The following is a 22,627-nucleotide window of genomic DNA, read 5'->3' as shown; positions in this document are numbered from 1 at the left end:
TGCCGCATCCGACTAGCGTGGAACGGTGACCGATTCCGCCATCCCCGCACCCCCGTACGCCGCTCGAGAGGTCCGCGCCCGCTCCCACCACGGCGACGTGTTCGACGACCCGTACGAGTGGCTCCGCGACAAGGACGACGCCGGCGTCGTGGCGCACATCGAGGCCGAGAACGCCTACACCGACGCACGCACCGCGCACCTCGCGGGTCTTCGCGAGCAGATCTTCCAGGAGATCAAGGGACGCACGCTCGAGACCGATCTCTCCGTGCCCACCCGTCGCGGCCAGTGGTGGTACTTCTCGCGCACCGAGGAGGGCAAGCAGTACGGCATCCACTGCCGCGCACCGCTCGCCTCCCCCGACGACTGGACGCCGCCGGTCCCGGAGGGCGCGCTGCCGGGCGAGCAGGTGCTGCTCGACGGCAATGCGGAGGCCGACGGGGAGGAGTTCTTCTCCCTCGGCACCTTCGAGGTCTCCACCGACGGCCGGCTGCTGTTGTACGGCGTCGACACGTCCGGAGACGAGCGATACACGCTGCGCGTGCGCGACCTCGAGACGGGCGCGACGCTGCCCGATGTCATCGAGGGCACGTTCGCGGGCGCTTCGCTGTCTCCCGACGGGCGCTTCGTCGTCTACTCGACCGTCGACGACGCATGGCGGCCCGACAAGGTCTGGCTCCACGAGCTGGGCACTCCCGTCGCCGATGATGCGCTGCTGTTCCACGAGGACGACGACCGCTTCTGGGTCGGCGCCGGCTTCACGCGCAGCGACCGCTTCCTGGTCATCGGCGTCGGCTCCTCCATCACCTCCGAGGAATGGCTGCTTCCCGCCGACGACCTGCGCGGGGCGCCACGCGTGATCTGGCCGCGCCGGGAGGGCGTGGAGTACGACAGCGACCACGCCGTGGTCGACGGCGAGGACGTGCTCTACATCCTGCACAACGATCAGGCGGTGGACTTCGAGCTCGTGCGAGTGCCGGCATCCGATCCGCAGGGCGGGCGCGAGGTCGTCGTGCCCCACCAAGCAGGACGCCGCCTGCTGGGGCTGTCCACCTTCCGCGACTGGGGGGTGCTGGCCTACCGGCGCGAGGGACTCGCGCGACTCGGCATGCTGGACTACGCCGACGGCGCGGTGGCGGAGCTCGAGTTCGACGAGCCGCTCTACTCCGTCGGCACAGCCGGCAACCCCGAGTGGGCCCCTCCCCTCATCCGTCTGGGCTACGGCTCGTTCGTGACACCGTCGACGGTCTTCGACTTCGACCCCGCCACCGGCGAGCGCCTCGTGCGCAAGCAGCAGCCGGTTCTGGGCGGCTACGACGGCGCCGACTACGCGCAGGCGCGCGTCTGGGCCACCGCCCAGGACGGCACCGAGGTCCCGGTCTCGCTGGTGTGGAAGCGGTCGTTCGGGGATGCGGGAGCGGCGCCTCGCCCGGTGCACCTCTACGGCTACGGCTCCTACGAGCACTCCATCGAGCCGGCGTTCTCGGTCGCGCGCCTGTCGGAGCTCGACCGCGGGGTGATCTTCGCGGTCGCCCACGTGCGCGGCGGTGGCGAGATGGGCCGGGAGTGGTACGAGAACGGGAAGCTCCTGGCCAAGCGGAACACCTTCACCGACTTCGTCGACTGCGCCCTGCACCTGATCGATCGCGGCTACACGTCGCCGGAGCTCCTCGTCGCCGAGGGCGGCTCGGCGGGCGGCTTGCTGATGGGCGCCGTCGCGAACCTCGCCCCGGAGTTGTTCGCCGGGATCCTCGCCGACGTGCCGTTCGTGGACGCTCTGACCACGATCCTCGACCCCTCGCTGCCGCTGACCGTCATCGAGTGGGATGAGTGGGGCGACCCGCTGCACGATCCCGAGGTGTACGCCTACATGAAGACGTACTCGCCGTACGAGAACGTGCGCGAGGGCGTCGCGTATCCCCGCATCCTGGCCGTCACCTCGTTCAACGACACCCGCGTGCTGTACGTCGAGCCCGCGAAGTGGGTGGCGCGGCTGCGCGAGGTCGGTGCCGACGCGCTTCTCAAGTGCGAGATGGTCGCCGGCCACGGCGGCGTGAGCGGGCGCTACAACGCCTGGCGCGAGCGCGCGTACGAGCAGGCCTGGATGCTGGACGTCCTCGGCCTCGCCTGACCCGCCGCCCCAACCTCCGGCGACGACCCGGCATGTCCTGCGGCCCGGCCCCGGCATGTCCCACTTCCCGCAGCGCATGTCCCACTTCCCGCAGTTTTCAGCACCGAAAGTTGCGGCAAGTGGGACATGCTGGCCGGGAGGCTCCTCCACAGGCTGGGTGAGAGCCGCCAACGCTGTGCACAGCGCCTGCCCGACGGTCCGGGCACCGGATGCTCGGGGGTATGGCGCCGGCTGATCCTCTTCCCCCCGACCTCCCGCCACATTTCGCGGTCGCGGACGCGGTGGCACTCGGACACTCGCCTCACCGGCTTCGTCGATCAGCTCTGCGCATCCCGTATCGCGGCGTGCGTTCTGTTGCGGATGCGGCCGAGAGAGACGACATCCGTGGACGGTGTGAGGAGTATGCGCCTCGGCTACGGCCGTGGCAGTTCTTCGGAGGTGAAACGGCGCTCGCACTCTACGGAGTTCCTGTTCCCGAATGGCCTCACACCACAGGGATCCATGTCTACGCCCACCGACCCGCGAGAGAGCCGCGCATCGGCAGCGTCATAGGTCACCGTCTTCAGCACCGCGAACCGGCGACGCGCGAGCATGCCGGACTCCCGGTCGAGCATCCCGCACGCGCATGGCGCCAGGCCGCCACCACGTGGCGGGTCGACGACCTCATCTGCGCGGCGGAGTTCCTCGTGTCAGGGCCTCATCCGCCCTCGAGCGCGGCTGAGTTGAGGGGCGAGATCGACGCGATGGGCGACGTGCGAGGCCGCCTCTCAGCCGCCCTGCGAGACGTGCGCTCCGGCGCCCGCTCGCCACGAGAGACGCGGCTGCGTCTGCTGCTCCAGCGAGGCGGCCTCCCGGAGCCCGACATCAACTGGACGCTCCACGACCCGCACGGTCGGCATGTCGCCGAACTCGACCTCGCATACCGGCGTTGGCGTATCGGCGTCGAGTACGACGGGCGTGTGCACGCGGAAGATGCGCGCCAGTTCGCGAAGGACGCCGACCGCTGGGACGCGATCCGCGCCGAGGGCTGGGAACTCGTCCGCATCCTGAATCACCACATGCGGGGCGACGGTCACGTGGCGGTGGCCAAGGTCCGGCAGGCCCTGGAGCGCGCTGGCTGGCGGCAATGATCCACCATCCATGTCCCACTTTCCGCAGGATTCGGCTGCCGAAACTGCGGGAAGTGGGACATGCTCTGCATCAGCCGAAGAGCGCGGCGGCCTCTTCGTAGCGGTACTGGGGAACCGTGTTCAGCTCGCCGAGGGCCTCCGCGAACGGGACGCGCACGATGTCGGTGCCGCGCATGGCGACCATCTGGCCCCACGCACCGTCGACGATCGCATCGGCCGCGTGCAGGCCCAGACGGGTCGCGAGCACGCGGTCGAAGGCGGAGGGGGATCCGCCGCGCTGGATGTGGCCGAGCACCGTCGCACGGGTCTCGATACCGGTGATGCGCTCGATCTCCGGAGCGAGAACCTCGCTGATGCCGCCGAGACGGGGGCGGTTGAAAGCGTCGAGGCCCTTGTCGCTGAAGGCCTCGTCCATGCCGGTGAGCTTGAAGCCCTCCGAGACGACGACGAGCGGCGCACGTCCGCGGTCGTGCGCGCGGCTGACCTGGTCGACGATCTCATCGATAGACATCGGGACCTCGGGGATGCAGATCACGTGCGCGCCCGCGGCGATACCCGCGTGCAGCGCGATCCAGCCCACGTGGCGGCCCATGACCTCGGCGACCATACAGCGCTGGTGCGAGTCGCCCGTGGTACGCAGGCGATCCATCGCATCGGTGGCGATGTTGACGGCCGTGTCGAAGCCGAACGAGTAGTCGGTCGCGCGCAGGTCGTTGTCGATCGTCTTCGGAACACCGAGCACGTTGATGCCGTCGTTGGCGAGGCGGTTGGCCGCGGCCAGCGTGCCCTCGCCGCCGATCGCGATGATGCCGTCGATGCGGTGCCCGTACAGTGTCTTCGCGATGTTCTCGGCGCCGCCGCGGGGACCCTCGTAGGGGTTGGTGCGGCTGGTGCCGAGGATCGTGCCGCCCACCTTCGACAGGCCCTTGACCTCGTGCCGCGTCAGCGGGAAGAAGTCGCCGTCGACCACGCCGCGCCATCCGTCGCGGATGCCGACGAACTCGAGGTCGTAGGTCGTCGTGCCCTTGAGCACGACACCGCGGATGACCGCGTTCAGTCCGGGGCAATCGCCGCCGCTGGTGAGAATACCGATCTTCATGCTGGAGTCCCTGCTTTCCGGGTGATGGTGCTCCGGGGAATGGGGCGACGCTGCCTCACCGACACTATCGCCCCGGAGCCCCCGGGCGCACACCCGGGGCCGTGCATATGGATGCGGGTCAGCCGCCGAGCGCGGACCGCGTCAGGTGCATGAGCGCGGACAGCTGCACGGAGTCGCTCGAACCGGGCTCGACCGCGTGGCCGTCGAGCGCGCGGAGGGACAGCCCCTGCTTGGCGTCGATGAGCTCGGCGATCTTCGTGTCGATCGTGTGCGCGGCAATGATGCGCCACGCCGTGACCGGCTCGTCCTGCCCGATGCGGTGCACCCGGTCGATCGCCTGCGTCTGCTCCGCAGCGGTCCAGCTCAGCTCCGCCAGCACCACGTTGGATGCTGCCTGCAGGTTGACGCCGACGCCGGCGGCGGTCAGGGAGCAGACCGCGACAGCGACCTCCGGGTCGGAGTTGAACGCGTCGATGGCCGCCTGCCGAGCGATGGCCGTCTGGTCGCCCCGCAGCGACACGGTCTTCAGGCCGGCCGCGGCGAAGTGCGCCTCGGCCGCATCCATGACGTCGATGTGCTTCGCGAAGAAGACCACCTTGCCGACCGAGCGCTGCAGCTGCACCGTGTAATCCGCCGCGAGCAGGGCCTTGGCCTGGCCGATGCGGCGCACCATGGTGAAGACGTTCTCGCTGCCGGATGTGGCGGCCTTCGACTCGTCGAGCTCGTGCTGAGCGACCAGGCGCACGATGTCCTCGTCGATCTCGCCGATCGACAGCCCGCGCTCGCCACGGGCCTCGATGATGCGGCGGTACCGCGCCGCCAGACGCTCGCCCAGCTCGTGCTCGGCGTGGCGGATCGAGCGGCCGTACTCGTCGTCCAGCTCGACGGGCAGATCCGCGACGAGCTTGTCGGGAAGATCAGCCGCCACATCGGTCTTACGCCGACGGACGATGCCCATGGAGATGACGGCGCTGCGCGCCTGCGGGTAGAACGCCTTGTCCGCGGGCGTGAGCCCCGTCTCATCCAGCTTGGCCATGAGCTCCGGACCGGGCTTCTCGCCGTTGGTCCAGCCGAGGAAGCGCCAGATCGCGTCGAAATCCTCGACGTCGTTGATCAGGGGCGTTCCCGTCAGCGCCAGCATGAGGGGATTCCGCCGCGCCTCGCGGATGCGGCCGGCCAAGGCCAGCACGTTCCGGGAGCGCTGCGACGTGAGGTTCTTGATGAAGTGCGCCTCGTCGACCACCATGCCGCCCAGGCCGATCGTGCTGAGCCACGACAGATGGCGGTCGAGGACCTCGTAGTTGACGATGAAGACATCGGCGAACGCATCGATGTTCTCGCCGTCGCCCTGGATGACCGTGGCACGCCGCTGCGGCGTCCACCGGTGCACCTCGCGCGCCCAGTTCATCTTGACGACGTTGGGCACGACGACCAGCAGCGGATAGGCGTTCGCGACGGATGCGGCGAGCACCGACTGCGCCGTCTTTCCGAGGCCGGGCTCGTCGGCCAGCAGGAAGCTGCGGTGCCCCTCGCGCACGGCCTCGAGGAAGCGCGACTGGTGCGCCATGACCTCGAGCCCCTTGGGCGAGAGACGGTCGAACTCCGGGACGGGAGGCAGGTCCATCGAGGCCGCTCCCCCGCCGGCGCCCGTCTCGAACGCCTTGTACAGCGGCCCCATGAGCTCCCAGTCGTCCAGACGACGACGCGGGCTGCTGCCGGTGGAGCGCGGGGTCAGATCAGGGGCGAGGAAGGGGTTCGCCATCTGGCGTGCCTCAACCTGCGGCGGCACGACCTGCCGGGAGGCGGCCGCGGCGGGGATCATGGCCACGGGCGTGGCCGGAGCAGCGTCCGTGATGATCAGCTCGTCGGGGGCGAGCTCCGCACCGGACTCCAGCAGCCAGTCGCGCCGCATCCGCTTCGCGACCGGCGAGGTCGCCTGGTCCACTTCGAGCAGCTGGATGAGGGAGGTGTCTCGCGCGGCGGTCTTGGCGAGGATGGTCGCCACGCCGTCGAGTCGCTTGAGCAGCTCGGCGCGCGACGCGTCGCTCAGCGTCGTGTCGGACTTCACGCGGGCGCGTTCCTCGCGCACCAGGAAGGCGATGACCTGGAACTTGACGCGGTTGGTGGGGCCCAGCTTGCCGCGCTGGGCCTTCGCCTCGACCTCGCGCACCTTGCGCGCGAGGATCGGGATGACGGGGGCCTCGTCGTCGCGCTTGGCGGACGAGGACTTTCTACGGCGTTGCGCCGCCGGTGCCGTGGTCGGCATGCTCCTCCTGAGCGTCGGGTCCGCAACGGACCGTCGACCGGTGTTTCGAGTCTCGCGGGCGGCTCGGTGCCGGCTCGTACGCGAGAGAGTCGACCGGGCCTGACGTGGATGCAGGGATCCGGGCCGACGCTGACAGTTTAGAGCATCCCGGGGTGCGGCGCAGTCTCAGCCCCAGAGCGTGGCGGCGATGTCCTCTGTGTACCCGTCCGGTGCGCTCGCGCTCCACGACGTCGCGACCCAGCCGTTGCCGCGCAGGAAGTCCGTTTCGTTGCCGTTCGCGCACAGGATCCCGCCCGAGTTGTCGGAGCAGACGAAGCCCGCGGCGGCCAGCATGTCCTGGATGCGCGGGGCATCGGCGGGATCCACGATCGTCACGCTCGTCGCGAGCGCCGCGCCGGCCGCGGTGCCCCACGTGCAGCGCAGGGTGGGCACACCCGAGTCGATCAGGCCCCGCAGAGATTCGACCTGGGTCGACGCGAGGTCGACGCCTGCATCGTTTAGCGGCAGCAGCTCGGCGTCGAGACGGCTGCGCATCGACGCGGAGTAGAGCGCGTCGCACGAGGCCGGCAGCTCGATCTCCTGCGCCTGCGGGCGGGGCGTCGACGACGAGGACGGCGACGGGGTCGCACCAGAGGTGGATGACTCGGATGGCGATGTCGAGCCGGACGGCGATGGCGTCGTCGAAGGCTCGGGTACGCACGCGGTCAGCGCCAGGACGACCGCGCACAGGCCGATTGCGGCGCCGAGAGAACGGGACATGCGGATCACGACAACCTCCGAGAATGGGACAGCTTCGACACTAGACGGAGCGTCCCGGACTCCCTCGCAGCCGCGCCGTCGTCAGCCGGCCCTGCGCAGCCGCAGGCTGTTGAGCACGACGAACAGGCTGGAGAAGGCCATCGCGGCGCCGGCGATCATCGGGTTCAACAGGCCGGATGCCGCCAGCGGGAGCGCGGCGACGTTGTATGCGAAGGCCCAGAACAGGTTGCCGCGGATGACAGCCATCACCCGGCGACTGAGCCCCAGCGCGGTGCCGACCTGACTGAGCCGCGATCCGGTCAGCGTGATGTCCCCGGCATGGCGCGCGGCGTCCGTTCCCGCCCCCATCGCGATCCCCAGATCCGATGCGGCGAGAGCGGCGGCGTCGTTGACCCCGTCGCCCACCATCGCCACGCGGCGTCCTTCCGCCTTCAGTTGCGTGATCGCGGCGAGCTTGCCCTCGGGGCCGACCTGCGCCCTCACCTCACCGATCCCGACCTCTGCCGCCACCCGACGGGCCACGGGTTCTGCGTCGCCGGTGAGCAGGAGCACGCGCATGCCCGCGTCGGAGAGCTCGGCGACCGCCTCGGCCGCATCCTCGCGCACCGCGTCCTCCAGCTCGAAGACGGCAGCGGCGTACATGCGTCCGTCGTCGAGGGCCCACCCCACGATGACGTTGGTCCCGACGCTGTCCCCGAGGGCGCCGGCGAGCTCGGCAGGCAGCTCGGCCCCCTCAGCCGCGGCGAGCGCGGCGTTCCCGGCGAACGCGCGGACCCCCTCGACCTCGCCGACCACACCACGCCCGGGGACGGCCGCGACGTCGGCGACGACCGGCGCATCCGGGAGGGCGAGCGCGCGGGCGACCGGGTGCTCCGAACCGGCCTCGAGGGCGCCGACGATGCGTCGCGCCCGTGCCTCGTCGACGCCGGGCGCGACCACCGCGCGGCGCACGCGCATCCGCCCGGTCGTGACGGTACCGGTCTTGTCGAGCACGACCGTGTCGATACGCTGCGCGTTCTCGAGAGCGTCGGGTCCGGTCACGAGGATGCCGAGCTGCGCACCGCGACCGGTGCCGACGAGGATGGCCACGGGGGTGGCGAGCCCGAGAGCGCACGGGCAGGCGATGATGAGAACGGCGACGGCCGCGACGAACCCCTCGGCGACCGATCCGCCCGCGAGGATCCATCCGATGAGGGTGAGCACCGCCAGCGCGATGACGATCGGCACGAAGGCGGCGGAGATCCGATCCGCCAGGCGCTGCACGCGACTCTTGCCCATCTGCGCGTTCTCGACGAGTTGGGCGATGCGTGCGAGCCGCGTGTCGGCGCCGACCGCATCCGCCCGTACGCTCAGCGCGCCGCCGTGCACGATGGTGCCGCCGGTGACCGCGGATCCCGGCACGACGGCAACGGGAACAGCCTCGCCGGTGAGCATGCTCTCGTCCACATCCGCCCGTCCGTCGACGACCGTGCCGTCGGTTGCCAGCGTCGCGCCCGGACGCGTGACGAACACGTCTCCCGGACGCAGCGCCTCCAGCGGCACCGTGCGCCCGTCGACGAGCTCCACCTCGGGCACGGTCAGCTCGCCGAGCGCGCGCAGCGCCGCACCGGCCGCGCGGCGCGACCGCTGCTCGATGTAGCGTCCGAGCAGCAGGAAGACCGTGACGGCGGCGGCCACCTCGAAGTAGACGAGCGAGGTGGCGTCGTGCACCGGGCCGATCAGGACGACCTCGTGACGGATGCCCCAACGCCCGGCGGATCCGAACAGCAGGGCCCACAGGCTCCATCCGAATGCGGCGAAGGTGCCGATGGTGATGAGCGTGTCCATGGTCAGCGCACCGTGGCGGAGGTTCGCGAACGTCGCACGGTGGAACGGCCATCCGCCCCACAGCACCACGGGAGCCGTGAGCACGAGCGAAAGCCACTGCCATCCGGGGAACTGCCACGCCGGAACCATCCCGAGCGCGACGACGGGAATCGCGAGGGCGGTGCTGACCATCAGGCGCGTACGCAGGGTGGTGCCCCCGGGCACATCCTCCACCTCATGCACGTGCCCGCCTTCGGCATGGGTGCGCGTGTGCATGGGCCGGACGCGGGCCGTATAGCCGGCCTGAGCGACCGCCTCCACGAGCCGCTCCTCCGGGAGGTCGGCGGGATAGCTCACGTGAGCGGACTCGGTGGCGAGGTTGACCGCCGCCGCCACGCCTTCGACCGCAGCGAGTCGCTTCTCGACCCGCGCCACGCAGCTGGCACAGGTCATTCCTTCGATGTCCAGGACCGCCTCACGGGTGGTGCTGCCGTCATCGTGCATGTTGCCATCCTCCTCGCCCTCCGCAACCATATACCCCCCTAGGGTATTCCGCGACGCGTGCGCGCCGTCGACGGCAGGGCGTAGCGTGTGCAGCATGGCGACCCGTCAGAACATGCCCGCGAGCGCCGGTGTCGTCATCGGCGTCGCCGTTCTCGCCTCCTTCGTGTCGTTCCTCGACGGCACCATCGTCAACGTGGCACTGCCCGCCATCTCCCGGGAGCTCGGCGGCGGCCTCGCGACGCAGCAGTGGGTGGTGGATGCCTACCTCGTGACGCTGGGGGCGTTCATCCTCGTCGCCGGCTCTCTGAGCGACGCCTTCGGACGGGTGCGGATTCTGCGCATCGGGCTCCTGATCTTCGGTGCGTCTTCACTCGCTCTCGCCTTCGCCCCCAGTGCAGGGTGGCTCATCGCACTCAGGGCGGTCCAGGGTGTCGGCGGTGCGCTCCTCGTCCCCAGCTCGCTCGCTCTGCTGACCGCACGCTTCGAGGGCGCCCAGCGCTCCCGCGCGATCGGGATCTGGACCGGGGCGACCACCGTCGCCACCCTCGTCGGCCCCCTCGTCGGCGGCCTGCTCGTCGATCTCCTCTCCTGGCGCTGGGTGTTCGTGGTGACCGTTCTTCCCGTCGTACCCACCCTCCTGCTCCTGACCCGCATCCCGGAGTTGCGTACGCCCGGCGCGCGGATCGATGCGCTAGGCGCGGCGCTCAGCACGGCAGGCCTGGGGGCCTTGGTGTTCGCGCTCATCGAGCAACCTCGACTGGGCGCGGACTCTCCGTGGGTCTGGGCCGGCGCGATCGGCGGCCTGCTCCTGCTGGCCGGATTCATCTGGCGGCAACGCGTCGCGCCGTCACCGGTCATGCCGCTGTCCTTGTTCCGCGCCCGCAACTTCTGGGCAGGCAACCTCACGACGTTCTTCGTCTATGCGGGCCTCTCGCTCAACGGGCTCGTACTGACCATCTACCTGCAGCAGACGGCGGATCTCTCGGCGACCGTGGCGGGGCTCGCATCCCTGCCGCCGACGCTTCTGATGATCGCCTTCAGCTCGCGTGCGGGAGCCTGGGCCGGGAAGCTCGGCCCCCGATGGTTCATGACGGTCGGGCCGGCAGCCATGGCGGCGGGGTCCCTCCTCCTCCTGAGCGTGGGCGAACCATTCGACTACTTCACGCAGGTGCTGCCCGGCATGGTGCTGTTCGGGATCGGCCTGACCCTGACCGTCGCACCGCTGACCGCCGCTGTGCTGGGCTCCGTGACCTCCGAGCGCTCGGGGATCGCTTCCGCGGTCAACAACGCCGTTGCACGAGTGGCGGGACTCCTCGCCGTCGCCGCCATCGGCGTGATCGTCGGCGATGTGCTGGATCTTGCGGGTCTTCACACCGCGATGGTCTTCGTCGCCGTGCTCATGACGGTCGGCGCCCTCGCGTCCGCACTCGGCATCCGAGGCGGCACGGACTCGGCTATGCGCCGAGCATCCGACGCACCTGCGTGACGTCATCCGCCATCTGGGCGATCAGCGCGTCGATGCCCTCGAACGCCACCATTCCGCGCACACGCTGCACGAACTGCACGTCCACCTCGTGGCCGTAGAGATCGATCCCCTGCTCGTCGAGCACGTGCGCCTCGACCTGGCGTGTCGGCACGTCGTCGAAGGTCGGGTTCGTGCCCACCGAGATCGCGGCGGGATAGCGCGTCCCCGAACGCAACCCCGTCGCCTCGTCCACGAGCCATCCGGCGTAGACACCGTCGGCGGGGACGAACCCCTCCAACGACGGGCTCAGGTTCGCGGTCGGGAATCCGAGCTCGCGTCCGCGTTTGAGGCCGTGGACGACCTCGCCGCGCACGGATGCCGGGCGGCCGAGCAGCTTCGCCGCGCCCTCTACGTCACCCTCGGCCAGCAGTTCGCGCACCCACGTCGATGACACCCGTCGCCCGCCGTCGATCGCGCTCACGTCGTCGACGACGCCGACGCTGAAGCCGAACTCCTCGCCGAGTCGTTCGAGCGTTTCCGGGTCTCCCGCTCCCCCACGACCGAACCGGAAGTCGTTGCCGACGAGGACGGCGCAGGTGCCGAGGGGTTCCACAAGGACGCCCCGGACGAACTCCCGCGGCTCCAGGTCCGCCAGCGCAGCGTCGAACGTGAGCACCATCGCTGCGTCGATGCCGGTCTCGGCGAGCAGGCGGAGCTTCTGCGTGACGCCCACGAGGTTCTCCGGGCAACGATCCGGTCGCAGCAGGGCGAGCGGATTGCGGTCGAAGGTGACGGCGACGACTTTGGCCCCGCGCGCCGCTGCCTCGACCTTGGCGCGCTCGAGAAGGACGCGGTGTCCCGCGTGCACGCCATCGAATTTGCCGATCGCGACGACGGACGGCCCGAAGCCTGCGGGAACCTCCTGGGGCCCGTGGAAGACGATCACCAGACGGACCTTTCGACACGGGCGGGAGCAGGCGTGGCCGCCACGCGCCCGGGCCGATGGGTAAACAGCCACCAGACGCCGACGAACGGGAGGATCAGCGGCACGAAGACGTAGCCGGAGCCGAACCAGCTCCAGACCGTCTCCTCCGGGAACAGGTCGTGCCGGAACAGGCTGACGGAGCCGACCACCAGCACCCCGGCCATCTCGAAGACGATGGCGATCCATGCGACGGCGTACCAGAAGCGCGAGTGCGAGAAGATGAGCGCCGCCGTCGCGAGGATGTAGACACCCGCCGAGATCGCCGACAGTGTGAACGCGAGCGGCGCCGCATCGAATCGCTCCACGATCTGCACGAGCGATCGGCCCGTGGCAGCGAGGGCCAGCACCGCGTACACCGCGACCAGCACGCGGCCGAGGCCGGTGATGCGGGGGCGGTTCGCGGGTGCCATGACCTCACAATCCTAGATCGAGGCGCCGCGCGACCGGCTCAGGCGCCGATCCCGCTCCAGATCACCTGCATCCGCCAGACCATCACCGCCACGGACCCCGCGGCCACGCCCATCACGACGGTGCTCCAGCGGCTGCGTTCGAGCAGCGCCCAGAAGACGCCGGCCGGAGGAATCAGCGCCGCGGAGACCAGGTACACCCAGAACTCGAGCGCGCTTCCGGAGATGGGGTTGCCCGCGAGCGGCGAGACGATCGCCACGATGATCTGAGCGATCAGGAGGAGCTCCACGAGAGCGAGCGCGCCGACGCTGAGATCACTGGGGCGCCTCCCCGCCAGTCCCAGGATGGTGCACACGAGCGCCGCGACCGCGGCGATGGCGACCTGCACGAGCGCGAACCAGAGGATCACGACTGTTCCTCCGGCATGTTCATCGCACTCTTGAGGTCGGCGCCTCGACGCTCCAGCACGCCGATCAGGGTGCCGTCCGAGCCGATCGCGGCAGCCGGGGTGGCGGACACCCTCGAAGCGGCTCCGCTGAGGCGCTTGCCGTGGCGCAGATCGCGCGCCTCGTCGTCGCCGACGGTGAGCGTGGGTAGCGCAAGGGCTGCGGCGGCTGCGGGCTCCAACAGGGCCTGGTGGTCGATGTGCTCGAGGTCGACGGCGCTTGCGATATCGAACGCGCCGATGCGGGTCCGGCGCAGTGTTGTGAGATGTCCGCCGACGGTGAGGGCTGCTCCGAGATCCCGCGCCAGGGCGCGGATGTACGTGCCGCTGGAGCAGTCGATCACCGCATCCAGCTCGATAGCGCCGTCGCGGCGACGGACGGCGAGCACCTCGAAACGCGAGACGGTCACGGCGCGCGCTGCGAGCACCACGTCCTCGCCCGCGCGCGCCAGATCGTACGCACGTCGGCCCGCGACCTTGATCGCCGACACCGTACTCGGCACCTGCTCGATGTCTCCCGTCAGGTCGGCGATGCCGGCACGGATCTCCTCGTCCGTCACGGCGGCAAGCCTCGCCGCATCGGAACGCTCCACAACCGTGCCGTCGGCGTCGTCGGTGTCCGTGCTCGCGCCGAGCACGATGGTGGTCTCGTAGGTCTTATCCAGCCCGACGATGTAGGTCAACAGCCGTGTCGCCCCGCCGACGCCGAGAACGAGCAGCCCGGTCGCCATCGGATCGAGCGTGCCCGCGTGTCCGACCTTGCGCGTGTTCAGCGCGCGACGGGTGCGCGAGACGACGTCGTGACTCGTGAGTCCGCCGGGCTTGTCGACCAGGAGCACGCCGGTCGGCGCTGCCTCGCCGGCCATCAGCAGAAATCCCGGAAGACGCGAATCGGATGCGAAGGATCGGTGTTGTCGACGATCGCACTCGCGCGGCCACGCGGGTCGCCGTCCTGCAGATAGAGCTCGAAGCCTTCCCGGTAGCGCGCGTTGGACGCTGCAAGAGCGTCGGGGTCGGTGCCGTCGCGCTCCGCCACACGCGGGAAAGCCACGTCAAGGGGCACATCGAGCCACACCGACCAGTTCCAGACGTCGCGGAGTTCCGGTCGCAGGAGGAAGAGTCCATCGACCACGAGAATCGCGTCGGCGGGCGCTGGTTCGACCTCGACCTCGACCTGACGATCTTCGTCGAGGTCATGCGTGGCCGTCACGAAGCGCGTGCCCGCGCGGAACGGCCGCAGCAGCCGATCGAGCAGCGCGTCGTTGTCGTAGGAGTCGCGGTAGTGTCCCTCAGCGGAGGTGCGACCCCGCGCGTAGCGCTCGGCGCGTGGGCGGTGGAAGTCGTCCGCGGATGCGCGGAACACGCTCGAGCCGTCGTCGCGCAGGACATCCGCGAGCGCATCGGCGAACAGAGTCTTGCCCGCACCGTCCCGACCGTCCACCGCGACCAGCAGCCGGCCTCGACGATGGTGCTGGCGCAGCTCCGCACGCAGCTCCCCGAGCAACGTTTCCTGTTCTTGCGAGATCGGTGGGCGCATGTCTCCAGCCTAGGCTGGAGGGATGCCGGACCTCGCCCCAGCGCTCGTCGCCTGGTACCGCGACAACGCGCGCGATCTTCCCTGGCGCGCGCCCGGATTCGGCGCGTGGGGCGTGCTCGTCAGCGAGTTCATGCTCCAGCAGACCCCCGTGAACCGAGTGATCCCCCACCTGGATGCCTGGCTCGCCCTGTGGCCGACGCCCGCGGCACTCGCGAAGGCGGCGCCGGCCGACGCCGTCCGGCAGTGGGCGAATCTGGGCTACCCCCGTCGCGCGCTGTGGCTGCACCGCGCGGCGGTCGAGATCCGGGATCGACACGACGGCGTCGTGCCGCGCGAGGTCGATCAGCTCCTCGCCCTCACCGGGATCGGCGACTACACGGCGCGCGCGGTCGCCGTCTTCGCGTACGGCGATCACCACCCCGTCGTCGACACCAACACCCGGCGCGTCCTCGCGCGTGCGATCGACGGCCGGGCCCAACCGGGTCCGCCCTCGCGGCGTGACCTGGCGGCGATGGACGCTTTGCTCCCCGCGGATGCGGCCACGTCTGCGGTCGTGAACGCCGCCGCCATGGAACTCGGCGCGCTCGTGTGCACGGCACGCAGTCCACGGTGCACCGAGTGTCCGCTCCGCGCGATGTGCGCATGGCGTGCGACGGGCTATCCCGACACGGGCGACACCCGCCGGCGACAGGCCCGGTATGAGGGCAGCGACCGACAGGCGCGCGGCGCGGTCCTCAAGCAGCTGCGCGAGGCATCCGATCATGCAGTCGCCATCGAAAACGTGGCCGCGGACTGGCCCGACGCCCTCCAACGCGATCGCGCCATCGACTCGCTCGTCGCGGACGGGCTCGCGGAGGCCGTCGACGGTGAGCTCCGCCTGCCGCGCTGAGACTCGGCGCGGCTCTGTTAATCCCGGTCGGGGGGCAGGCGGTCACCGTCCCGTAGGGGTACCGTGCGGGGCGTGGAGACGCTGATCGTCTACGAATCGCTCTGGGGCAACACTCGTCAGGTGGCCGAGGAGATCGCCCGCGGCGCCGGAGAGCGTTCCGACGGGCTCACACTGTGCGCGGTCGCGGACGCACCTTCCTCCCTCGCCCCGTCGCTCGGCCTGCTCCTCATCGGCGCCCCGACCCATGCGTTCACGCTGCCGACACCGTCGAGCCGTGCCGAAGCGCGCTCCCACGGTGCCGCTGTCCCTCACGCGCCGGGAGTCCGCGAGTGGCTCGCCACGGTCGTCGTGGAGAGCCCGCCGGCCCGGGTCGCCGCCTTCGACACCCGTCAGGGTCGATCGTTCATCGTGGGCTCGGCCGCGAGGTCGATAGCGCGCGCGGCCAGGCGCCGTGCGCTCGTCGTGTCCGACACCGCCGATTTCGTGGTGACGTCACGCGAAGGCCCGCTCGAGCAGGGAGAGCTCGAACGGGCCTTCGCGTGGGGACGCGCGTTGACGGCGTCCCGTTGAGAAATCAGTCCTCGTCGTCCTCACTGGAGACGTAGGGGTCGGCGTCACCGGCGTACTGCGCCGATGCCGCCAGCCCTGCCACAGCGCTGTCCCGCTCGCGCGCCTCGCGCAGCAGGTCTTCGATGTGACCGGCGTTCTCGGGGACGCCGTCGGGGATGAATTCGAGCGTGGGCGTCAACCGCACGCCGAGCTTGCGGCCCACCTCGCTGCGCAGCATGCCCGTCGCAGCGGTCAGAGCCGCTGCGGAGTCGAGACGCTCCTGCTCGGAGCCGAGCACCGTGTAGAACACCGACGCGTGCTGCAGGTCGCCCGTCACACGCACGTCCGTGATCGTCACGAAGCCGAGGCGCGGATCGCGCAGCCCCTTCTCGAGCCGCTCGGCGATGAGCACGCGGATGCGGTCGGCGAGTCTCGCCTGCCGTTCACTGGCCATGTCCTTCTTCTCCCTCTCTCAAACCCACCAGCGTGGACTCGGAAACTGCGGAGGACTCGGATGTCCGTCCGAGGCAATCGGGGCAGGGCCCCGTTCTTGCCGAGGACGGACATCCGAGTCCGTAGCAAACGCCGGATCAGCCGCGCGGCTTCTCCACCATCTCGGTCGTCTCGATCTCGTCGCCGATCTGGATGTCGTTGTACTTGCCGAGGCCGATACCGGCTTCGTAATCCGTACGCACCTCGGTGACGTCGTCCTTGAAGCGGCGCAGCGACTCGATCGCCAGACCGTCCGCGATGACGACGCCGTCGCGGATGACGCGGGCCTTCGCGTTGCGGGTGATGGTTCCCGAGCGCACGATGACACCGGCGATATTGCCGAACTTCGAGGAGCGGAACACCTCGCGGATCTCGGCGACACCCGACTGGACCTCTTCGTACTCCGGCTTGAGCAGGCCCTTGAGGGACTGTTCGACGTCATCGATCGCGTTGTAGATGACGGAGTAGAAGCGGACATCGACTCCCTCGCGCGCGGCGCGCTCGCGGGCCTTCGTGTCGGGACGGACATTGAACCCGATGACGATCGCGTTGTCGATCGTCGCCAGGTTGATGTCCGACTCGGTGATCGCACCCACACCGCGGTGGATGATGCGCAGCTGCACGGAGTCGTCGACCTCGATCTTGAGCAGCGACTCCTCCAGCGCCTCGACGGCACCGGACACGTCACCCTTGATGATGAGGTTGAGCGACTCGACCTTGCCCTCTTCGAGCGCGCGGGTGAAGTCCTCGAGCGAGATGCGCTTGCGGGCCTTGGCCAGCTGGGCGTTGCGCTCGGCGGCCTCGCGCTTCTCCGCGATCTGGCGGGCCAGGCGGTCTTCGTCGGTGACGATGAAGACGTCGCCCGCGCGCGGGACGGAGTTCAGACCCTGCACCTGCACCGGGCGAGAAGGCCAGGCCTCCTCCACCGGGTCGCCGTTCTCGTCGATCATGGCGCGCACGCGGCCGTAGGCCGTTCCCGCGACGATCGCGTCACCGACGCGCAGCGTTCCGGACTGGATGAGCACGGTCGCCACCGAACCGCGGCCCTTGTCGAGCTTCGCTTCGATCGCGACACCGCGCGCAGCCTTGTTCGGGTTGGCCGTGAGGTCGAGGCCGGCATCCGCGGTCAGCAGGACGGCGTCCAGCAACTCCTGGATGTTGGTCCCCTGGCGAGCCGAGACGTCGACGAACATGACGTCGCCGCCGTACTCCTCGGCGACGAGGCCGTACTCGGTGAGCTGCTGACGCACCTTGGCCGGGTTGGCATCGGGCTTGTCGACCTTGTTGACGGCCACGACGATCGGCACCTGAGCGGCCTGCGCGTGGTTGAGGGCCTCCACCGTCTGCGGCATGATGCCGTCGTCGGCGGCGACCACGAGGATGGCGATGTCGGTCACCTGCGCACCACGGGCACGCATGGCGGTGAACGCCTCGTGGCCCGGGGTGTCGATGAAGGTGATCGCGCGCTCGATGCCCTCGTGCTCGGTCCACACCTGGTACGCACCGATGTGCTGGGTGATGCCACCAGCCTCACCCGCCACGACGTTCGTCTGGCGGATGGCGTCGAGCAGTCGGGTCTTACCGTGATCGACGTGACCCATGACGGTCACCACCGGAGGACGGATCTCGAGGTCGTCCTCGCTCTCCGCCTCCAACTCGGCCTCGAGGTCGAGACCGAAGCCCTCGAGGAGCTCCTTGTCCTCGTCCTCGGGTGAGACCATCTGGATCTTGTAGCCGAGTTCCTCGCCGAGCACCTCGAAGGTGGCCTCGTCGAGAGACTCGGTCGCCGTCGCCATCTCACCCAGGTTGAACAGGATGGTCACGAGCGTTCCGGGCTGCACGGTGTATCCGCGCAGCGCCTCGAGCTTGTCCGCGAAGTCGGCGATGGAGGCACCGCGACGCAGGCGAATGATCTCGCCGTTGCCCTTCTGGACGTTGACGCCGCCGACGACCGGCGCCGACCGCATCTCGAATTCTTGCCGCTTCGCCCGACGCGACTTGCGCTGACGCGACTTGCCGCCGCCCTTACCGAAGGCACCTGCGGTGCCGCCGCCGGGACCACGGCCACGGCCACCGCCGCCGCCGGGACGACCGGCGAAGCCGCCGCCCGCGGGAGCGCCGGGGCGCTGGAAGCCGCCGGCGCCGCCGGGACGACCGGGACCGCCGGGACGCTGCTGGAACGGAGCACCGGGACGACCGCCGCCACCGGGACGGCCCGCACCGCCCGGACGCGGAGCGCCGGGACGCGGGGCACCGGGACGCGGAGCCTGCGGACGCGGGATGTTGCCGGGCGAGGGGCGCTGGCCCATACCCTGCGCACTCGCGAACGGGTTGTTGCCCGGGCGGGGGCCGGCCGGGCGCTGGCCCATGCCCTGCGCACTCGCGAACGGGTTGTTGCCGGGACGCGGGGCGCCGCCGGGACGCGGCGGGGTTGCTCCGCCGGGCTTGGGAGCCGCACCGGGCTTGGGCGCACCGGGGGTCGCCGCGGCGGGCGTCGCGCCCGACGCGGGTGCGGCGGGAGCAGCCGGTGCGGATGTGGCGGGATCCGCAGGCGCTGTCGGCGCCGGAGCCGGCGTCTCGGCCACCGCCGCAGCCGGAGCCGCGGGGGTCGGAGCCTGCGGGCGCGGTGCCGCAGGGCGAGCCGGGCCCGGACGGGCGCCGCTCGTGGGCTTGGGTGCGGCGGCGGGCGCCGCGACTCCGTCCGCCTCGAGGGCAGCGCGGAGCTTACGAGCCACCGGGGGCTCGATGGTGGATGAGGGGCTCTTGACGAACTCGCCGAGCTCCTTCAGCTTCGCAAGCGCGACCTTGCTGTCGACGCCGAGCTCGGAAGCGATCTCGTGCACGCGTGGTTTTGCCACAATTCTCCTGTCTTGGGGGCCTACCCAGGACAGGGCAGACCGTTAGTCGCGGACGGGTCTCATTTCGAGCCGTTCACTTTGTGTCCATAGCCATTCAGCCGTTTCTCGATGGTCTGCGTGTCAAGCGGGCCTGACACACGCAATGCCCGCACGAACGCACGGCGCCTCAGGGCGGCATCCATGCATTCGGGCGTCTCGTGGACCCACGCGCCTCTGCCCGGCAGTGCCCCACGCTCGTCGATGACGAGCGTGGAATCCACGCAGACCACACGCAGGAGGTCTTTCCGGGGAGCACGCGTGCGACATCCGACGCACGTTCGTACGGGTTCCATCTTACACCTGTCGACCGAGGGGGTCAGGGACGCGTCAGCTCTCCAGGATGCTGTCGGGCTGGATGTCGATCTTCGCTCCGGTGAGCTTGGCGGCGAGCCGGGCGTTCTGCCCTTCTTTGCCGATAGCCAGCGACAGCTGGTAGTCGGGAACGAGCGCGCGGACCGCCTTCGTGGTCTGATCCAGCACGAACGCGGATGTCACCTTGGCGGGCGAGAGGGCGTTGGCGACGAACGTCGCGAGGTCGGCGTGGTAGTCGACGATGTCGATCTTCTCGCCGTTCAGCTCCTCGGTGACGGCGCGCACACGACGCCCCAGTTCGCCGATGCAGGCGCCCTTCGCGTTGATCGACGGGTCGTCGGTGCGAACAGCCATCTTGGTGCGATGGCCGGCCTCGCGCGCGAGCGCGACGATCTCGACGACGCCGGCGGCGATCTCGGGCACCTCGAGCGCGAAGAGCTTGCGGACCAACCCGGGGTGCGTGCGCGACACGGTGATCGCCGGACCCTTCGTTCCCTTCGAGACGCTGGTCACGTAGACGCGGATGCGGGAGCCGTGACGGTACTCCTCGCCGGGCACCTGCTCCTCGGGGGGCAGGATCGCTTCGACGGTGCCGAGGTCGACGTGGACCATGCGAGGGTTCGGGCCCTGCTGGATGACGCCGGCGACGATGTCGCCCTCCTTGCCGCGGAACTCTCCCAGCACGGCGTCGTCCGCGATGTCGCGCAGGCGCTGGTTGATGACCTGCTTGGCGGCGAAAGCGGCGATGCGGCCGAAGTCCTCCGGCGTGCTCTCCTCTTCTCCGACGATGACACCCTCTTCGTCGCGCACGGGGACGAACACTCCGACGTGGCCGGTCTTGCGGTCGAGGTGCGAGCGTGCGCCCTCGGGCAGCTCGCCGCTCGGCGAGGTGTGCTTCGCGTAGGCGGTCAGGATCGCCTGCTCGATGATGGCGACGAGTTCGTCGAAGGGGATCTCCCTCTCGCGCTCGACGGTACGCAGCAGTCCGAGATCGATATCCACGGTGACCTCCTATATTCAGCTCTTCGCGGGGGGCGACGCCGCCGCATCCCCCCTACGTTACCCGATCCGGCCTCATCCGCCGCAGTCGTCGAAGACGCTCTCGGGCACTACTTCGGCGCGCAGCGAGTTCGTCCAGCGCACCAGCGAGGTCAGCATTCCGGAGCGCGGCTGAAGGATGTCCTGATGTCCGCGTCCCGCCACCGGCACGGCGCGCACGCGCTCCCCCGCCTCGCACAGCCTGTCCACGAGGTCGCGCTGCGTCTTCGTCGGCAAGACCTCGTCATTCGTACCCCATGCGATGAACATCGGCGTGTCCCAGGGCCCTGTCGGGACGTTCTGCTCCAGGCGGCGTCCGAGGGCGCCGCGCGTGAGCTCGGCGGTGTCGAACGGGGTGTCCTCGCTCAGCCCCAGCGCCGTCAGCGCCGAGACCATCACACCCGGCTCGCTCAGGCACCGCTGCGTCATCTCTCGGACGAAGGAGCGCGCCCCCGTCGTCACGTAGTCCTCGAGCCGGACCTCCGGGTACGTGTCCGCGTACGGCACGATGACCCAGGAGACGAGCACCGTCAGCATCGCGCCCGCGTCGCCCCCGGTCAGCTCGCTCGCCAGAGCGACGGGGTCGGCGGCGGGAGCGAACGCGGCTGTTCCGAGCACATCGATGCCCGGCGTGTACTCCGGCGCGAGCATGGTCGTCCACAGTGCCGCGTGACCTCCTTGCGAATGCCCCCACACGACGGTCTCGGGCGACAGCACGAGATCTTCGATCTCGCCGGCGGCCAGCACGGCATCCAGTGCCGAATGTGCTTCGCCCGCGCCGATCAGGTAGGGGAAGTCTCCGGGCGCGCCCTGACCGCTGTAGTCGGGGGCGACGACGACCCAGCCGCGGGCCAGCATGCGCTCGAGGGCGGGGATCGCCCACTTCGTCGCCGTGCCGTCGGCGAGGCTCGGCGCGCAACCGCGTGCCACACCCGTCGTGCCGTGGTTCCACAGGAGCACAGGTCGGGGACCGGGCGGCGGGTCGTCGGGGATGATCACCATGCCGCTGCCGACGGCGGGTGCGCCGGTCGATGAGCGCGTCGTGTACAGGATGCGCTGCACCTCGCCGCGGTCGGGCTCACGCCCGCCGTATTCGCCCACGCGGATCAGCTGCCCGTGCCCCTCGGGAACGTGGGCGGGTGGATCGTAGAAGGCGTCGACGACGGGCGCGCCCTCGCGGAGCCAGTCGTTCAGGCCGAAGCCGCCCACGGTGCTGACCACGAGCACGAACGACAACGCGTAGCGGCCCGCCGCGCGGAGGACCCTGCGACGGCGCGAGGGAGCCGTCGGTACCCGGTCCTCGGACTGCACACGCCCCTTCAAGGCGCGGAGGCCGCGGGCGATGAGTCCGATGCCGAAGACGATGGTGCGCACACCGAAGACGACCGCGACGACGAGCAGCGTGACATCGGGCCAGGTCAGCGACAGGACGCCGAACGCGACCTGCGCGCCGCCCCAGACGGCCGAGAGCACGCGGACGCTGACAACGCCGCGGGCGAGCGCGTCGCCGACGGACGCCAGTCCGCCGACGACGAGCAGCACCGCGAGAGTCGGAGGCAACAGCTCGATGCTGCGTCCGAGCCAGACGAGGATGACGATCCCGCCCGCGATCCACAGCAGCGCGATCAGCCGCGTCCACCAGGTGGGTCCGGCGCGCCGCGACACCAGCTCGAGCACGCCGGAGACCACGACGCTCAGCCCGACGTACAGTCCGAGCAGCACGAGGGAGGCGAGCGGACGGATGACGATGAGAAGGCCGAGCACCACGACGACGACGCCGATGAGCAGCACGACCCGCGCGGGCGCCGCATCCAGTAGGCCCGGCAGCGCACTGACCCGCAGTCGGCGGCGCAGCGGAACGTGTTCGGGCATCGGGACATTGTAGGCGCGCGACACCCGCGGACCGGCATGCTCCGCA

The 22,627-nt window shown here is 70.2% G+C and carries 19 protein-coding genes; 5 read left to right on the top strand and 14 right to left on the bottom strand.

What is annotated here, in order from left to right; all coding sequences use genetic code 11:
* The first annotated feature begins 25 nt into the window (after positions 1-25).
* Together ACYVJS_RS00910 and ACYVJS_RS00905 are read left to right on the top strand one after the other, a co-directional pair.
* Positions 26-2,128: a S9 family peptidase gene (locus tag ACYVJS_RS00910; protein ID WP_460736880.1), complete on the top strand. Its 2,103-nt coding sequence runs from the start codon at positions 26-28 to the stop codon at positions 2,126-2,128.
* Positions 2,129-2,472: 344 nt separating this feature from the next.
* Positions 2,473-3,258, top strand: coding sequence for a DUF559 domain-containing protein (locus ACYVJS_RS00905; RefSeq protein ID WP_460736878.1), 786 nt, complete (start codon positions 2,473-2,475; stop codon positions 3,256-3,258).
* A gap of 70 nt (positions 3,259-3,328) precedes the next feature.
* Here ACYVJS_RS00905 and ACYVJS_RS00900 read toward each other — a convergent pair whose 3' ends face one another.
* The 4 genes from ACYVJS_RS00900 to ACYVJS_RS00885 form a co-directional block, all read right to left on the bottom strand.
* Entirely contained in the window at positions 3,329-4,357 is a 1,029-nt protein-coding gene (locus ACYVJS_RS00900; RefSeq protein WP_137416521.1) for a 6-phosphofructokinase, read from the bottom strand.
* A 118-nt stretch (positions 4,358-4,475) separates the two neighbouring features.
* On the bottom strand, positions 4,476-6,623 hold the full coding sequence (locus tag ACYVJS_RS00895) for a DEAD/DEAH box helicase (RefSeq protein ID WP_460736876.1): 2,148 nt from the start codon (positions 6,621-6,623) through the stop codon (positions 4,476-4,478).
* 165 nt (positions 6,624-6,788) lie between these two features.
* Complete coding sequence (locus tag ACYVJS_RS00890) at positions 6,789-7,391, bottom strand: hypothetical protein (protein ID WP_460736874.1); 603 nt, start codon at positions 7,389-7,391, stop codon at positions 6,789-6,791.
* Between the two features lie 72 nt (positions 7,392-7,463).
* Positions 7,464-9,692 carry a heavy metal translocating P-type ATPase gene (locus tag ACYVJS_RS00885; RefSeq protein ID WP_460736872.1) on the bottom strand — a complete coding sequence of 743 codons (2,229 nt, stop codon included), beginning with the start codon at positions 9,690-9,692 and terminating at the stop codon, positions 7,464-7,466.
* Between the two features lie 94 nt (positions 9,693-9,786).
* Here ACYVJS_RS00885 and ACYVJS_RS00880 point away from each other — a divergent pair, with 94 nt between their 5' ends.
* Positions 9,787-11,178 carry an MFS transporter gene (locus ACYVJS_RS00880; protein ID WP_460736870.1) on the top strand — a complete coding sequence of 464 codons (1,392 nt, stop codon included), beginning with the start codon at positions 9,787-9,789 and terminating at the stop codon, positions 11,176-11,178.
* On the opposite strand, the gene ACYVJS_RS00875 is transcribed toward ACYVJS_RS00880, so the two are convergent.
* From ACYVJS_RS00875 to ACYVJS_RS00855, 5 genes are read right to left on the bottom strand one after another with little or no spacing between them, the layout of a single operon-like run.
* Positions 11,147-12,103 carry a bifunctional riboflavin kinase/FAD synthetase gene (locus tag ACYVJS_RS00875; protein WP_460736868.1) on the bottom strand — a complete coding sequence of 319 codons (957 nt, stop codon included), beginning with the start codon at positions 12,101-12,103 and terminating at the stop codon, positions 11,147-11,149. The genes ACYVJS_RS00880 and ACYVJS_RS00875 overlap by 32 nt on opposite strands.
* Entirely contained in the window at positions 12,100-12,552 is a 453-nt protein-coding gene (locus ACYVJS_RS00870; RefSeq protein ID WP_460736866.1) for a hypothetical protein, read from the bottom strand. The genes ACYVJS_RS00875 and ACYVJS_RS00870 overlap by 4 nt, the downstream gene beginning before the upstream one ends.
* 38 nt (positions 12,553-12,590) lie before the next feature.
* Positions 12,591-12,959 (bottom strand): hypothetical protein, encoded by a 369-nt coding sequence (locus ACYVJS_RS00865; RefSeq protein ID WP_460736865.1) that lies wholly within the window; start codon positions 12,957-12,959, stop codon positions 12,591-12,593.
* Positions 12,956-13,861, bottom strand: coding sequence for a tRNA pseudouridine(55) synthase TruB (gene truB, locus ACYVJS_RS00860; RefSeq protein ID WP_460736863.1), 906 nt, complete (start codon positions 13,859-13,861; stop codon positions 12,956-12,958). The genes ACYVJS_RS00865 and truB overlap by 4 nt, the downstream gene beginning before the upstream one ends.
* On the bottom strand, positions 13,861-14,532 hold the full coding sequence (locus tag ACYVJS_RS00855) for a nucleoside/nucleotide kinase family protein (RefSeq protein WP_460736861.1): 672 nt from the start codon (positions 14,530-14,532) through the stop codon (positions 13,861-13,863). Before ACYVJS_RS00855 ends, truB begins: the two co-directional genes overlap by 1 nt.
* A gap of 22 nt (positions 14,533-14,554) precedes the next feature.
* On the opposite strand from ACYVJS_RS00855, the gene ACYVJS_RS00850 reads away from it, so the two are divergent.
* Positions 14,555-15,421, top strand: coding sequence for an HhH-GPD family protein (locus ACYVJS_RS00850; RefSeq protein ID WP_460736859.1), 867 nt, complete (start codon positions 14,555-14,557; stop codon positions 15,419-15,421).
* A 72-nt stretch (positions 15,422-15,493) separates the two neighbouring features.
* Positions 15,494-15,991, top strand: a complete 498-nt coding sequence (locus tag ACYVJS_RS00845; RefSeq protein WP_460736857.1) for a flavodoxin family protein — start codon at positions 15,494-15,496, stop codon at positions 15,989-15,991.
* Positions 15,992-15,995: 4 nt separating this feature from the next.
* Here the strand turns inward: ACYVJS_RS00845 and rbfA are convergent, their stop codons facing one another.
* From rbfA to ACYVJS_RS00820, 5 genes are all read right to left on the bottom strand, one after another.
* Positions 15,996-16,424 carry a 30S ribosome-binding factor RbfA gene (gene rbfA, locus ACYVJS_RS00840; protein WP_460736855.1) on the bottom strand — a complete coding sequence of 143 codons (429 nt, stop codon included), beginning with the start codon at positions 16,422-16,424 and terminating at the stop codon, positions 15,996-15,998.
* Between the two features lie 136 nt (positions 16,425-16,560).
* On the bottom strand, positions 16,561-19,320 hold the full coding sequence (infB, locus tag ACYVJS_RS00835) for a translation initiation factor IF-2 (RefSeq protein ID WP_460736853.1): 2,760 nt from the start codon (positions 19,318-19,320) through the stop codon (positions 16,561-16,563).
* A 59-nt stretch (positions 19,321-19,379) separates the two neighbouring features.
* Complete coding sequence (locus tag ACYVJS_RS00830) at positions 19,380-19,652, bottom strand: YlxR family protein (protein WP_460736851.1); 273 nt, start codon at positions 19,650-19,652, stop codon at positions 19,380-19,382.
* A 34-nt stretch (positions 19,653-19,686) separates the two neighbouring features.
* Positions 19,687-20,673, bottom strand: a complete 987-nt coding sequence (gene nusA / locus ACYVJS_RS00825; RefSeq protein ID WP_460736849.1) for a transcription termination factor NusA — start codon at positions 20,671-20,673, stop codon at positions 19,687-19,689.
* Positions 20,674-20,745: 72 nt separating this feature from the next.
* A complete protein-coding gene (locus tag ACYVJS_RS00820) occupies positions 20,746-22,581 on the bottom strand; it encodes a lipase family protein (RefSeq protein WP_460736847.1) in 1,836 nt (611 codons plus the stop codon).
* Between the last annotated feature and the right edge of the window lie 46 nt (positions 22,582-22,627).

This window comes from Microbacterium neimengense (assembly GCF_054782995.1).
Note: the sequence above shows the minus strand (reverse complement) of the source record. Positions and strands in the feature narration are given on the sequence as shown.